This window comes from bacterium (assembly GCA_019912885.1).
Taxonomy (GTDB): Bacteria; Lernaellota; Lernaellaia; order JACKCT01; family JACKCT01; genus JAIOHV01.
The window spans coordinates 1-14,871 of the sequence record JAIOHV010000177.1 but is presented as its reverse complement, the minus strand read 5'-3'; the positions used below and the strand labels follow the sequence as shown (position 1 = coordinate 14,871).

Below are 14,871 nucleotides of genomic sequence, written 5' to 3'. Positions count from 1 at the left end.
TGTACGTCGGCCCGCGGGTTCGCTCCACGCTTCCTCCCCACGGTCGGTCGCCCTTCCGCAGTTGCGCTTCGCTTCGATCGGGATGGCCTCCTCTCGGTCGGACTTACACCTACAAGACAGCGCCCATGCTGGGCGCACAACGAAAACCGGGAACGCCTTATGCGTCCCCGGTTCGTTTTTTCGATCGCCGGCCATTCGGCCCGCCCGCCCTACTTCTTGTACTGGCCGTAGAGCTTGGCCACTTCGTCCCAGTTGATGACGTTGAAAAACGCCTTGATGTAGTCCGGCCGGCGGTTCTGGTAGTGCAGGTAGTAGGCGTGCTCCCAGACGTCCAGGCCGAGGATCGGCTTGGCGTCCGAGTCCATCTCCGGGTTGTCCTGGTTCGGCGTGCTCGTCACCTCAAGCTTGCCCGACGGCGCGACGGAGAGCCACGCCCAGCCCGAACCGAAGCGCGTCGCCGCGGCGGTCGAAAATTTTTCCTTGAACGCGTCAAACGAACCGAAGTCGGCGTTGATCGCGCCGGCGAGCGCGCCGGACGGCGCGCCGCTCTCGTTCTTTTTCAGCAGCGTCCAGAATAGCGCGTGGTTGTAGTGGCCGCCGCCGTTGTTGCGAACGGCCGTGCGGACGTTTTCCGGCGCGACGGACAGATGCTTCATCAGCGAAACGATGTCCATGTCCGCAAGTTCCGGCCCGCAAGACTCAAGCGCCTTGTTCAGATTGGTGACGTAGGCGTTGTGGTGCTTGTCGTGGTGGATTTCCATCGTACGCGCGTCGATGAACGGTTCGAGCGCGTCGAACGAATAACCAAGATCGGGAAGCTTGTGCATCGGACGGTTCTCCTCTTTTTTTGCAAAATCGAAAACGAAGGAATGAAACAGCAGGCACTCGGCCCGTTGCCCGCGCCCTTAAAAGCTAGTCCGCGTCCGGGCGTTGTCAAGCCGACGGGCACGCTTCGTAAGGTATATTCCTTTTATGCGATACACCGAGGGCACCAAGAAGATACGGTGGTCACGGAGAAAACTGGATCAGTCCGTGAGCCTCCGTGTGCTCCGTGGCTCCCCGGTGCACTCCGTGTACCGCTGAATCGTCACCCCTCCACGCTCCCGCCTTCCAGCTCGATCACCGTCACGCCGTCGCCGCCCTCGTGGCGGTCGCCCGGGCGGGCGACAAGATTCGGCGCCTCGACGCGAAGATAATCGCGCACCTCGCGCTTGAGCTTGCCCGTGCCGTGTCCGTGGATGACGTAAAGGCGCGGGAGCTTGGCCATCGTCGCGCGGTCGAGAAACTCGCGCAGAAGATCGCGCGCGTCGTCGGCGAACTGACCGCGCAGGTCGAGCGTCGAATCCGGCGTCGCCGCGTCGAAATCCGGCTTCGGCTTCTCGATGCGCACGCGCGGCTCTTCCCGCGCGGCGCGGCTCGCGGCGCGCAAATCGTTCGCATCGACGCTCACGCGCACGCCGCCGACCATCACCGCGACGCGCCCTTTCACGTCCGGCCCCGACGCTACCTCCCCCTCGGCGTTCATCGGCGCGACGTACACCACGCGGCCCGGCTCGATCTCATCCGGCGCAAGCCGGCGCGGTTCGCCGCGCTGTTTCTCCTGCGGCGCGGGCGGTGTCTTCGCCTCCGACTCGGCGAGCGCCTCGTCGATCCGTTCGCGCGCTTCCTCCGCGTCGGCGAACGTAACGTCGCCGCGTTGCAAGCGCGCGATCGCGGCGCGGATGACCTCGCGCGCCTCGTCGTATGACGCTCGCACGGCCGCGAGCTCCGTGTTGGCCGCGTCGCGCCTCCGCGCATCCAGCTCACGCACGCGATCGCGCTGCACCTCCACCAGATGCGCCGCCTCGCGCTTCAAGCGCTCAGCCTCGTGGGCGCGCGTTTCGGCCTCGCGATGCGCGCGCTCCAGGCGCTCCATCACCGCGTCGAGCTCGGACGACGCGCCCTCGTACAGCTCGCGCGCGCGATCGAGCAGCTCCGCCGGCAGGCCCATGCGCGCGGCCACATCGAACGCGCCGGATCGCCCCGGGATGCCCTTGCGGAAACGGTACGTCGGCACCATGCGCTCGCGGTCGAATTCCATCGACGCGTTGACGAACCTCTCGCGGTTTTCCGCCATCGCGGCCAACTCCACAAAATGTGTCGTCGCGAAGGTACGCGCGCCGCGCCCGGTCAGACGTTCGAGAAGCGCCATCGAAAGCGCGACGCCCTGGCGCGGCTCGGTGCCCTCGCCGATCTCGTCGATAAGCACGAGGTCGCCCGCGCCCGCGCGATCGAGCACGTCTTTCATCGCGGCGACGCGCGCGGCGAACGTCGACAGGCCGGTTTCGATCGACTGCTTATCGCCGATGATCGCGAACACGCGCGGCGAAAACGGCAGCGCGCTTTGCTCGTCCACCGGCGGGAACAGCCCTGCGCGCGCCATCAGCGACGCGAGGCCAACCGCCTTGAGCAGTACTGTCTTTCCGCCCGTGTTCGGCCCGGTGATAACGACGCACGCGGTCTCGGCCGGCAATTCCACGTCGTTGGCGATGACCTCCCCACCCTGCATCACGAGATGCGGATGGCGAAGCTGTTCGAGCTTCAGCGCGCCGTCTTCCGCGAGCGCCGGCGCGTGCGCGCCGAGCTTTGCCGCGAAGCGCGCGCGCGCGAACGCAAGATCAAGCGCGACAAGATCGGCGCAAGTTTCGGCAAGCGGCGTGGAGCGCGCCGCGATCTGCCGCGAGAACTCGGCGAGGATGCGTTCGATTTCCTGGTCGATGTCGATCTGCGTCTGTCGCAGGACATTGTTGAGCTGCGTCACTTCGCGCGGCTCGACGAAAAGCGAGCGCCGCGTGTTCGACACGTCGTGCACGATGCCGTCGATCTTCACGTGCTTTTCGATCTTGACGACAAGCACGTAACGCCCGTTGCGCAGCGTGAAGATGTCGTCCTGCAGATAGTCCGCAAGCTCGGGCGACGCCGCCAGGCGCTGCATGGTCTCGTGGATCTGCTTGTGCACATCGCGATACCGGCGGCGCAGCCGCGCAAGCGTGTCGCTCGCCGCGTCGGCCACCTCGCCGTTCGGCTCGATGGCCGTGAAAATTTCGCGCTCGAGCGCCAGATCCTCGTACAGGCGCGCGGCGATCTGCCCGATACGCGGGTGCGCCTCCCAATTGTCGGAAAGGAGCGTGCGCGCAAGACGCGCGGCGGCGAGAATGTCGGCGCAAACGCGCACCTCGAAGGCATCGAGCGCGCCGCCGGCGCGAAGGCGCGCCAAAAGCGGCGCGATATCCTCCACGCTGCCAAGCGGCGGCTCCACGCCCTCGGCGGCAAGCGCGCGCGCCTCGCCCGTTTCCGAAAGCAGCCGGCGCGCCGTATCGAGATCGTCCGCGGGCGCGATCGCATAACACGCCTCGCGCCCGGGAGCGCTCATCGCGTGCCCGGCCAGATACGCCAGCACGCGCGGCCATTCGAGCAGTTCGAGGGCGGGGTCGGGATAATTTTTCAGATCGTCTTTGGGCGGCGTCATTGAATTATTGCGTCGCGCCGTAAGCCATCATTCCAGAATGTTGAACGGTGGGAATCCTTGCGAAAAAATATCGAGTCCGACAATGGCCGCAATGTGTTTCTGAATCTTGTTCCACGTCTCCGATTTGACCTCTCCGATGCGCGATCCGATGCGACGGAACGAAACGACACGCAGTTGGTGGCAGAGTGCTCGACCCGGCTCGCGTAATCCGGTTCCTTTCGCGTCAATGTCCACCGTGAATGTGTGGCGCCTCGGATTACTTGTAATCGGAACGATCCAGGCAAGTTCGTACCGAATGCGATTAAATTCACTCGTGGATACGACGATGCACGGCCGCGTCTTGCCTTGTTCGTGGCCTTGTACGGGGTCAAGTTCGACCCAGTAAATTTCGCCCTGTCTTGGTATTTTCACGGATCAGTCGTCCTCAAGCCCGTCGCCTACGGTCGTCTCCCAGAGGGCAAACTCTTCCTGTTCTTCCTTCCAGGCTTGCGGATCGTTCCGAATTGCTTCGAAATCGGCGTAGGCTTTCTCCCAAAAAACCTTTCGGGCAAACGAACGCACAGCCGCATCCAGAACAGTGCTCATCGAGGCGCCCGTCTTTTCGGCGGTGTCCTTGAGAAGATTCCGCGTTTCCTCGCTGATTCGAACGGTCGTTGTCGCCATTTCGGCCTCCCTTCGATCCGCAATCAGTCTACTCCATCTGACACAATATTGTCTACAGAAACGTCGACGTACTCGACCAAACTCGTAATCGCAGGGATTTCCTCGCCATATTTTCGTAAACCCTCGAAATGAAACGCCAGTGCTTCGGCCATAAGCACGCGGACCTCGTCGAGCGTACCGCCCGCGGCGACGCAACCGGGCACGTCCGGCGAGTACGCCGAAAAACCGGTCGAGGTGGGTTCGAAAACGACGGGAACCCTCACGACGCACTCCCCGCGTACATCGCCTCGATTTCCTTCTTGTATTTCTCGGGCACGACGCGGCGCTTGACCTTCTGCGTCGGCGTCAGAATACCGCTGGCCTCGTCGAACTCGTGGTCGACGACGGTGAATTTCTTGATCTGCTCGAAACGCGCGAGGTCCGCGTTCACCTTGTCCACCGCCTGCTGGTAGCGCGCGATAACCTTCGGGTGACGCACCAGATCCGCGTCGCTCGATGCGTCGATGCCCTCGTCCTTCGCGAAACGTCGCAGCATGTCGAAGTTCGGCGCGACGAGCGCGGTGAGGTAGTTGCGGTTGTCGCCGATCAAAATGACGCGCTCGATGAACGGGTCCGTGTTGAACGCCATCTCGATCGGCATCGGCGCGATGTTCTTGCCCGCGCTCGTGATGATCAGCTCCTTTTTGCGGTCGGTGATGACGAGGCGCCCGTGCTCGTCGAACTTGCCGATGTCGCCGGAATGAAACCAGCCGTCTTCCGAGATCGCTTCGGCCGTGCCGTCGGGATCCTTGTAGTAGCCCTTCATGATGTTGAAGCCGCGGATGAGGATCTCGCCGTCTTCGGCGATCGTCACTTCGCAGCCCTCGATTGGCGGGCCGACGGTGCCGAGCTTGTTGTCGCCCGGGCGCGTGATCGTCGCGGCGGGGCTCGTTTCGGTGAGGCCGTATCCCTGATAGATGTCGATGCCGAGCCCGTTGAAAAACGCCATCAATTCCTTCGCCAGCGGGCCGCCGCCGCCGTAAGCGACGCGCAGGCGATCCAGGCCCGCTTGCTGCTTCACCTTTTCGAGAACGACGCCGGCGGCCTTGTATTTCGCGGCGAGCGTTAGCGGCACGCGTTTGCCCTCGTTGCGGTACGAGAACACCTCGAGCCCGACGCCGTGCGCTTTCCAGAAAAGGTCCTGCACCGCCTGGGGCCGACTCTTCAGAATCGAATGCACGCGCAGGTACAGCTTTTCGTACAGGCGCGGCACGCTCATCAGCACCGTCGGACGCACGGCGATGAGCGCCTCGCGCATCGTGTCCGGATCGAGGCCCTCGGCCATGCCGAGCGTGCCGCCGACCTCGAAGCACCCGAAATAGTCCGCGACGAAACCGAACGAATGGCAAAGCGGCAGATGTGAGAGCCAGATGTCCTTTTCGTTCAGATCGAAATATTGGCGCGCCGGTTTTTGCGAGAGGAAGTTGCCGTTCGAGAGCATCACGCCCTTGGGAACGCCCGTGGTGCCGGACGTGTAAATGATCGCCGCGAGGTCTTCTTCCTCGATCGACGCGATGCGGTCGCCAAGGGTTTTCTCCGTCAGCTTTTCGAGCTCCCGGCGCCCGCGCCCGGCCAGTTCGTCCCAGGTCAGATACGAGCCATCCTTCGCCGGCTCGATCGGGTCGAGCACGACGACCTGCTTGACCAGCTTGCAGCTCGGCTTCATGGCGAACCACTTGTCCAGGTGGTCCTTCTCGCCGACGAAAAGGACCTTCGCCTCGGAGTGATTGATGACGTAGCCCGCCTCCTTGGCGGTTAGCGTCGGATACACGGGCACGATGACGCCACCGGCCTCGAATACGCCTGTTGCCGCCGTCAACCAGCGCGGGCGATTCGGCGAGAAGACGGCGATGTGATCGCCTTTCTCGATGCCGAGCGACACGAGCCCCGCCGCCACGCGCTCGGCCTCGTCGCGAAACTGCGCGCGCGTGATCGTGTGGAAGCCGTCGGTCAGCCGCCCGTCCTTACGCTTGGCGATGATGAGCGCACGGTCAGGATTGTCGTTTCTGCGATTGTAAAAAATCGCCGCGAGCGACCGCTCGGGTAGTATCGTGTCCGTCACGTCACACCCCCATTTTCGTTCCGGGCCGCGAAAGCCCACCCGTTCATCCGTTATTCCCTCAACGCGATCATCCGAATTTGCGGGAATTCGGTCGGGGGAGCAAGCGGAGCCAAGGCGTTAACGTCGTTTCTTCCACGCAACGGTCGCCAACAATCCCGCCAAGGTCGCCAGCGAAATCGCGAGCCCGATCGCGCGCGGCGTATCGCGGTAACGCAGTTTGACTTGCGTTGCGGGTTGCGCAAGTTCGACGGCAAGCAGGCCGCCGGCGTCGACGACACGGCCGACGTCGGCGCGCCAACGCGGGTCATAATTCTGATTGACGACGATTGTGCCCGGCGCCGTCATGGAAAAGATCGCGCGGATCGTGGACGGACCGATGGCGATGTCACGGACGACGTTGTTTTGTGTCGCGGCGACGGCGGCGCCCTCCGCCAAATCGCCGTGCTGAAAATACGCCTCGCCCTTGTATCCCGGCGCCGGGCGGCGCTCGCCGTGCGCGTCGACGAGATAGCGCGGTTGCGCGTTTTCCGGCAGCGCAATGTTGTTATCCCAGACGATCGAGCCGACACCGCGCCGCACATTGAGGTATGTGTTGCCCCAGCCGGTCGAGTGCTGCTCGCGCAGGCCATCGTTATCGAGCGCGACCTGATAGAATTCCGGCTCGCGCGCGGGACGCTCCAGCGGCACGGAAAACGCCCACGCGAATCGCCACGCCCCGCCGATGGCCGTGGGCAAAAGCGCCGCGACGGCCAGCACGAGCGCAACGATTTGCGCGCGCGGCCGGTCGGCAAGGCGCCTTTCGATCGCGGAAAACCCGATGCCCGCGGCGAGCACCGCCTGCAGCGTGACGAAAAAGCCGAGATACTGCAGCGGCCGATTGATGCCGTTGGCCACGGGCAAAAGGTGCAGAGGACGGTAGATATCGACCGGCGCGTTGCGGCCGAGCGCCAGCCACAGCAAAATGAAAAGTACAAGCCCCGCGCCCCGGCCCGCGCGACCGCCAGCGATCGCACCCGCAAGCGCCAAGACCAGCACCGCGACGGGAATACCCTGATATCCGAACTCCGAGGTTAGCGGCAGGACGCCGCCCTCGTTGTCGCCCGCGTATTCCGAAACGTAAGGCGTCAGGCCGGTGAGATAATGAAACGCCTCCGTCGACGCAGGGAGAAACTTGTTCGGATCCTCCGGGTTTAGCACACCCTCGTAGAACGTCGCGGTTCGGCGAAACCAGAATCGCTCCGCATCGTCGGCGGGCAGCATCGCCACGATGCGCGCGGGTATGCGCTCGATCGTCCCGCGACGCAGCAGATCGGCCATCGGCACGAACTTTACCGCGCCAAGGAGCGCCGCAACGGTAACGACCGTGCCGACCCGCATGATCGCCCATCGCCGCGAAGCCGCGCGCGTGTCGCCGAGGCCGAACGCGATGGCAAGCGCGACCCAGAGCAGAAAAAACGCGCCGCCGCCAAGCCCCTGCAAAAGCGCGGTCATCGTGACGAGCGCCGCGACGGCAATACGCCGCGCGCCGCCGCCGGGCGCGAGCATGAGCGCGAGTGCCATCGGGAATAAGAGCCAAACCGTCGACTCGTAGAAACCGACGACGATACGCGACGGATACCAACCCGCGAGCGCGAACGCGAGCGAAGTGAACGCCGCGGCGCGCGTCGATAGTGCGAGGCGATCGCGCGCGAGCAAGAATACGCCCCACCCGCCGACGAACAGCGCGAGCAGCATGTTCAGACGCAGCCCGACCCGTTCGCCGAACACAAGGCTCGTGAGGATCAACGGGCTCCATGAGCCGTCCGACGGATGCGCCGCGACGGGGTAGCCGCCGCCGACGAGATGGCTGCGGCCGGGCAGCGCGTGATGATGCAGGATCGTGTCGCGCGCGAGGGCGTCGTGCGTCGCAGCGATGGAAAAATCGTGGTTGCGATAATCGTCCGGACCGCCGAATCCGCCGGGCGTGCTGAACATCGCGATCGCGTAACACGCGACGCACGCGGCGAGCGCGAGCATCGGCCCGTGCCGGGCGACAAATCGCGACGAGCCGGACGTACGGATCACAAGTCGCCCTTCAAAAGCGGTTTGACGTCGATGACGCGCACGACGGTCTCGCCTCTCAGATCGTAGATCCAGATTCCGCCCCGATGATCGGTAGCCGCGATAGCGCCGCCGTCGCGGCGCGGGCGAACGCACTGCAGCCAGCCTCCGCCGGCATCGATCGCACGCGGCGCGTCGTCGCGATCGGTGCGCCCCAGCCGCACACGGCCGTCGGAGCCCGCGGCGGCGAACGACGGCGAGTTCGGGATGAGCGTGCAGAAGCTGACCCACGACGGGTCGGCGGCCCACGCGCGAATCTCGCGGCCCTCGCGCACATTCCAATAGCGCACGAAGCCGTCATCCCCGCAGGACAACAGGCGCTCGCCCGTCGCGTCGAACGACAGGGACGTGACGTCGTTGCCGTGTTCGAGCGGCGTGCCGTTCGGCCGAAGCGTTTCCGGATCGAACAGGCGCACCATCGCGTCCTCGCCACCCGTCGCGAGATGGCGGCCGCCGGGCGCGTACGCAAGATAGAGGGTGCCGCCTTCGTTTCCGGGAAATTCGGCGACCTTCGTGTTGCGCGCGAGATCGAAAACGTGCACGAGCCCCTCGCCGTCAGAGACCGCGACGCGCGACTCGTCCGGCGAAAACGAGATGGAATACACGTCCGATCCTACCTCGAACGCGCCCTCGCCGCCGCCGTCGAGATCGCGCACGACAACGCGGCCGCCCCAGTCGCCGGAGGCGAGATAGCGCCCGCTCGGCGAATGGATGACCTCCTGAATCCAATTGTCGTGCCCGCCCAGGCGCCGCGCGAGCGTTCCGTCCGCCACGTCGAACACGAGGATTTGGCGGAAGTAGCCGGACGCGAAAAGGAATCGGCCATCCGGTGACCAGTCGAGCGCCACCACCCACGGCAGCACCGTTCGCGCGGGGCTGATCGCACCAAGCCGCAGGCCGAGCATGAAGAAGAAATCGTACGTATTGACCGGACCGACCGCGAAGGTGGCGACAGCGGCGATCATGCCGTACGCGACAACCGCGGCAAGCGCCAGGGCGATCGCGAGCCGGATTGCGACGCGGCCCCGGCTCATCGCGCCGCCCCGAGCGCGGCGTCGAGCTTGTCGAGATCGAGACGATACAGCCCGCAAAAACAGCCGAACCACGCGTATTTCCGCTCGCGATCGATCACGAACGCCTTGACATAGCCGCCTGAATCGACAACCCCGGCGCGCCGGTTTGTGTCGAGATCGACAACCGAAATGAAGCCCCCGTAATTGCTGGTGACGAAGAGCCGGCGTCGCGTCTCGTCGATGGCGAGATTGCGCGCGCCGAAGCCCGCGCGATAGCTGTGCGTCACCTTCATGGTCTCATCGTCCACCCGCAGCGCGCGCGCGGCGTAGAAGTGGCTCGTGAACAGATCGCCTGATAACGGGTCGCGTTCGATGGCGTAGCTCATGCCGTCGACGAGCGCCGCCTCCGGAAGCGGCGCGAACGCCTCGTCGAGCACCGACAATAAGGGGCTGATCCACAGCGAGGAGGTGTAGTAGCGCGAGCCGGCGCCGGTGCGCGCGATGGCCATGTCGTGGATATCGCCGACGCGCCACGGCAATTCATGCGTCTCGAATGTGCTCAGGTCGCGCGGCGCCGTGAAAAGGCGCGCTTTGTTCTCGCACGTCGCGATCACAAGCCCGCGCGCCGAATCGTAGTGGACGCGATTGAGCCAGCACATATCCGGCCACGCGCGATACGACGCAAGGCGCCCCGCGGCCCCATCGATCTCCATGATGATGTTGCGATACTCGCCGGGCTCGGGGAACAGCGGCCACAGCGGCGTCGCGGGCATGTAGGTCGCAAGGAAGCGATCCTCCTCCGGCATCGCGATCAGGTCTTCCATCACGCCGACCCGCAACGTGGGGTCCGGCGCGCCGCCGACATGTTCCGCCCACGCGCGGACCGCCCAATCCTCGTACAGCGACAACGAGACGTCGTCCACCTCAAACGGCGCGCTCGTCCGCACGCGCAGCAGGCGCCCTTCCTCGCGGGCGACGGCCAACAGGTACATTCCCGAAGGCGCCATCGCCATGCGGAAAAGCAGCGGCGTTTTCGCGATGCGTTCCAGATACGGCGCGTCGCGAGGGCAGACCCATACGCGCGTCGCGTATCCGTGCGCCAGGCCGATCGTTCCGGCCAACGCCAGCGCGGCAAGCCCGGCCGGCCATCGGCGAGCATCCCAGGTGATGCGCGGCAGGACCGGCAGGCTGTGCGCGCGCATCGCGTCGGCGATGAGCGGGACGATCGCGACGCACGCGGCGACGATCGGCGCGGTCGGGCGCAAAAGCGCGCCGAATGCCGCCAACGTTGCCAGGCCGGCGACCTCGGCCGCGGCGATCGCGCGCGCGCGCCCCGCGTATCTGCGGCCAAAACGTGCGGCGACCAGCGACGCCATCGCGGCCGCCGTCATGGCGCCGAAAAGGCCGAACGTCCAGAGCCGCGTCGAGCCAAGCGCCTGCGCGAAGCGCGGAATCGCGTAGCCCTCCGGATCGGAGATGTGGATGCGGTAGCCATAGGCGAGACTGACGATCGAAACGACAAACGCCAATGCCGAGGCGCGCCGGCGGACGCCGGATCGCTCGCCGGCCGTGAGATTGCCGGGGGGGCGGCTTGAAAGGAAGAACACGACGAGCGCCGCGATCGACGCGGCGGCAAGCGCGCGGTCCATCAGAAATCCGAACGCGACGAAGATGGCGATCGACATCGCCGCGACCGCCGAAACGAGAAAATGGGTGACCGCCCACACGCGCGGCGCGCGCGTGCGTAACCGGTAGACAATCAAGGCGAACAGCGCGGCGACGCTCACGGGCACAAGATCGGCCTCGCCCAGCATCGCCGTGCCGGCGGCGTTGATCGCGAAAACGATCGCGTGGTCGATGACACGCGAGACGGGCGAGCTGAGGCGTAATAGGAGATCGGCCGCGACAACAAGCGCAACGCCCGCGACCACGGCCGCCGCCGCGATTCGCAGCCGACGCACGATGGGATGGCGACGTTCGATCACGAACCCGTGTCACCGATATGAGGATCGATACGGAATACCCCGCAATCGCAACCCGTGTACAGGGCGCCGGTCGCCTCGTCGAGATGCAACCCCTTGATGTGTCCGCCGATCCGCCGCCGAAAAACGCGTTCGCCGGTTTCCGCATCGATGCCGAAAACCTCGCCGGAGTACATCGACGCGGTGTAGACGCGCCCGCGCGACGGGTCGACGGCGACCGGGCGGATGCCAAAGCCGACCGGCCATTCCTCGGCGATTTCCATGCGGTTCGTATCGACGACCAGCATGCGTCCGCTGATGAACTTCGGCACGTAAATCCTGCGGCGGACCCCGTCCATCGCCATGTCCCAGCTTCGCGTCCCGACAAAAACACGCGCCGATTCGCGGCGGTTTTCGACATCAAGCGCACGCAGCATCGGATCGCACCAAAGGCCGAGCGAATAGATGGTCTCGCCCGAGTCGTCCACCAGAATCTTGTTCGGCTCCACGCCGCACGAAAGGATGCCTTCGCCGGCAAGCCAGCCGGTCGCCTCGCCGCCCGGCTGCGGCCACCTGATCGTGTCGAGCAGCGTCAGGTCGTCCGCCGAAAGTACGAAGACGCCGTTATCGAACTCCATCGAAACATACACGCGCGTCCCGGGTCCACGCACCATCTCGGAAATCCCGGTGCCGGACAATCGTTCGACCAGGCCCTCCGATGTGCCGTCGGCGCGCAGCACCAGCAAGTCGTTGTCGTCGTGATTGTCGGAGACGGCAAGCAACAACAAAAAGCGGTCGTCGCCGACGCGAAGGATCGTCTCCGGCTCGACCCCCGAAAAGATCGCGCCCGTACCCTTGGTGAATGGCCGCGTGTCGAGGATCGTTCGCGCCGTGCCGCCGCCGGTGGGCACCGCAATCACGCGGCGCGACTCGCGCAATGCGGCGATCAGCGTGTCTCCATCCGCGGTCGTCGCGAAATCGAACGCGCCCGCGTCGCGCGTCAGGCGAACGACGCCGAGCCCGGGCGCGGCGCGGTCCGCGCAATCCCACATGCGCGCCGCGTAATGGACGCCGAATGCGACAAACGCCACCAGCGATAGCGGCAGCAAGGCGGCGAACGCGCGGCGCGGATCGAACGACAACCAGTCGATCGGCGCGAAACCCGCGCGAGCCAGACCCGCCGCCACAACGGCGACGATGGCCGCGCCGGCAAACGGCATCGCCCAGGCCGCCGGCACCGCAAGTGTCATCACGACGACGCAGGCGGCCGCGACGACCGCCGCGCGCGCGCGCACCGGGGCCCGCCCACGCTCACCGCGGATCGAGCGCCACAACGGCAATGCCGGAACGGCGAGCACGAATAGCGCGGCCAGGCGATAGACCGCCGGCGCATCAGCCGATCCGCGCGCCGCGATCTCCGAAACCGCCTGCACGATCGGCACGCCGAAACGCCCCGTGACCATCGCCAGAAAAAGCTGCGCGCCGACGAAAAGCAGCACGTGCGTCGTGGGGATGTCCGCGAAATTCGCTCGATGTCGGGAAAGCGCCGGGGCTTCGGGTTCGCCGCCCGGTGCGCCGAGCCGGTGCGGTGCTCGCGCGACGAATCGGAAGACCCACGCGGCCACCGCGAGATATCCCGCAAAAAGTGGAAGCCACGCGAGCGCGGCGAACGCGACGATGTACGCCTGCGCGATAAGCGCAAGGAACGCGGCGAGGATCCAGAACGCCTTTTCCGCCACGCCGCCTTCACCACGGCGACGGCGGCGGCCCAGGGCGACGCACGCGGCGACGACGGCGATCGCGAGCACAGTGTTTTGTGTGTTGCTGGTCGTTCCAAACCAGAACAGGAACTCCATGAAGAAGTAGAACGCCTTGGGAATGAAGAAGACGCGAGGCCGAAGCCACGGGATCCACGCGCTCGCCGCGAGCAACGCGGCACTCGCCGCGACGGCAACCGTCAGCGCCATCGCGGCGGCCCTCGGCCGCTCGCGCCGCGCCACGCTGGGGGCGGATTGCGTTTTATCCACCGTGCCGGGCGTCCCGCACGACGGCCGCTACCCCGCCGCGCTGACGATCTCGTTGACGATCCGGTTGCAGATGTCCGTGGCTTCGTCCGGTTCGAAGCGGAAGCGGTCGCAGACGAAGTTCATGTAGAAGCGGTTGTTGTGCGCGCGCACCGTGAGGCCAAGGCCGAGGTTGCGCGCGATCGACGCGGACGAGTGCATGTCGCTGATCGAAAAATCGCCCACGTCCACGATCTCCGATTCGAGCGTCTGCCGGCCGTCGACGATCTTCGGCCAAACGGTGCCGAGGTTCGAAAGATAAAACGTGCAAGGAATGCGCTCGATAATCGGGCGAACGAAGTTGCGCCGGATGTGCAGCGGAAACACGCGCATCGACTGAACGATGCGCCGCATCGAGTGGTAGAAGGCGATGTCCACGCCGCGCTGAAGCTGGTCGCGCCGCGTATCCCGGAAAAACCGGATGATCGTGTCCAGGTCCGATTTCTCGTGCCCGATCGATACGAAATTCAGGCCCGAAAGCCCGGCGCCCGTGTTATCGCCGAGTTCCATGCGCCCCGTGAGGCTCGTGATGAGCATGAAGCGCATGCGCTCGGCCGACGCGCCGCGCTCCTCGTTCCATTGCGAAAGGACCCGGCGCGCGCACGCGAAAATGATGTCGTTCAGCGTCGCTTCGTTTTTCGATGCGCGCGAAAGGACGCCTTCGAGGATCTTCGGATCGTCGAATGTCGCGCGGCGGCTGATGCGGCCCATCATCTCGGCCGGCGGCAACACACGCCGCGTCTTGATCATGGCGACCTTCGAACTCGTGTTCTTGATGAGCACGTCCGCGAGCTGCTCGCGCGCGAAGGTGACCGCGGAGAGCGGTTTCACGTAGCCGCCCTTGCGTTCGAGCATCGCCATGCCGAGCTTGTCGGCCCACGCGGGGCGTGCGCCCTTCACGCGCTGGTGGTAGCCCGCGAACATGCGCGTGATGACCTTGTACGCCTTGAACGGGTCCATCACGCTATGATGGAAAAAGATCGAAAAGATGTGCTCGTCGTCGGACACGCGCACGAGGTAGCAGCGGAATGGAAATTCGCGCGTGGGATCGATGCGCCGTCGCGTGCGTTCGGCATGAAAGCGCGTGGAGAACTCCAGCGGATCGAACGGCGCGCCCGGAGAATCCGGTGGCGTCGCCATGTGGCGGCAGTCCTCGATGACAAGGCGGTTTTTGACGTGGGTGTTGAAATACCAATACGGCTCGTAAAAGATTCCGCGATGCCGCTCGGCGAGATTGCAGTTGAACACCGGCACGCGCATAAGCGCGTCGTCGAACGACTCGGCGATCGCCGCGTAGTCGATCGGCCCGCGAAACTGCATCTGCGTCCAGTCGGATTTGGGGTATTCGTCCGACTCCACGCTCATCGCGTATTCGGAGAAGTGGTCAAGCGGCGCCCGATACGACGCAAGGTCGCCGGGGCGGTCGCGCGGCGCTTCGGGCGGCGTGATCGACGCGGCGACA

At 65.3% G+C, this 14,871-nt stretch carries 11 protein-coding genes; all 11 read right to left on the bottom strand.

Translation table 11 applies throughout. The features are described from left to right. Positions 1 to 209: 209 nt before the first annotated feature. The gene (locus K8I61_15635; protein MBZ0273470.1) at positions 210 to 827 is read right to left on the bottom strand and encodes a superoxide dismutase; all 618 of its coding nucleotides are present in this window, start codon (positions 825 to 827) and stop codon (positions 210 to 212) included. A 260-nt stretch (positions 828 to 1,087) separates the two neighbouring features. Further along, positions 1,088 to 3,508 (bottom strand): endonuclease MutS2, encoded by a 2,421-nt coding sequence (locus tag K8I61_15630; protein ID MBZ0273469.1) that lies wholly within the window; start codon positions 3,506 to 3,508, stop codon positions 1,088 to 1,090. 27 nt (positions 3,509 to 3,535) lie between these two features. After that, positions 3,536 to 3,919, bottom strand: a complete 384-nt coding sequence (locus K8I61_15625) for a type II toxin-antitoxin system PemK/MazF family toxin (GenBank protein MBZ0273468.1) — start codon at positions 3,917 to 3,919, stop codon at positions 3,536 to 3,538. Between the two features lie 3 nt (positions 3,920 to 3,922). Further along, positions 3,923 to 4,171: a toxin-antitoxin system protein gene (locus tag K8I61_15620; protein ID MBZ0273467.1), complete on the bottom strand. Its 249-nt coding sequence runs from the start codon at positions 4,169 to 4,171 to the stop codon at positions 3,923 to 3,925. 23 nt (positions 4,172 to 4,194) lie between these two features. Then, on the bottom strand, positions 4,195 to 4,434 hold the full coding sequence (locus K8I61_15615; protein ID MBZ0273466.1) for a type II toxin-antitoxin system HicB family antitoxin: 240 nt from the start codon (positions 4,432 to 4,434) through the stop codon (positions 4,195 to 4,197). Beyond that, positions 4,431 to 6,272: a long-chain fatty acid--CoA ligase gene (locus K8I61_15610; protein MBZ0273465.1), complete on the bottom strand. Its 1,842-nt coding sequence runs from the start codon at positions 6,270 to 6,272 to the stop codon at positions 4,431 to 4,433. The genes K8I61_15615 and K8I61_15610 overlap by 4 nt, the downstream gene beginning before the upstream one ends. Before the next feature lie 117 nt (positions 6,273 to 6,389). Further along, positions 6,390 to 8,336 carry a hypothetical protein gene (locus tag K8I61_15605; GenBank protein MBZ0273464.1) on the bottom strand — a complete coding sequence of 649 codons (1,947 nt, stop codon included), beginning with the start codon at positions 8,334 to 8,336 and terminating at the stop codon, positions 6,390 to 6,392. Beyond that, positions 8,333 to 9,406: a WD40 repeat domain-containing protein gene (locus K8I61_15600; GenBank protein MBZ0273463.1), complete on the bottom strand. Its 1,074-nt coding sequence runs from the start codon at positions 9,404 to 9,406 to the stop codon at positions 8,333 to 8,335. The genes K8I61_15605 and K8I61_15600 overlap by 4 nt, the downstream gene beginning before the upstream one ends. Continuing rightward, positions 9,403 to 11,370, bottom strand: a complete 1,968-nt coding sequence (locus tag K8I61_15595; GenBank protein MBZ0273462.1) for a hypothetical protein — start codon at positions 11,368 to 11,370, stop codon at positions 9,403 to 9,405. Before K8I61_15595 ends, K8I61_15600 begins: the two co-directional genes overlap by 4 nt. Further along, positions 11,367 to 13,313 (bottom strand): YncE family protein, encoded by a 1,947-nt coding sequence (locus tag K8I61_15590; protein MBZ0273461.1) that lies wholly within the window; start codon positions 13,311 to 13,313, stop codon positions 11,367 to 11,369. Before K8I61_15590 ends, K8I61_15595 begins: the two co-directional genes overlap by 4 nt. An 87-nt stretch (positions 13,314 to 13,400) precedes the next feature. Further along, on the bottom strand, positions 13,401 to 14,871 hold a 1,471-nt coding region (locus tag K8I61_15585), incomplete at its 5' end, for a hypothetical protein (protein ID MBZ0273460.1).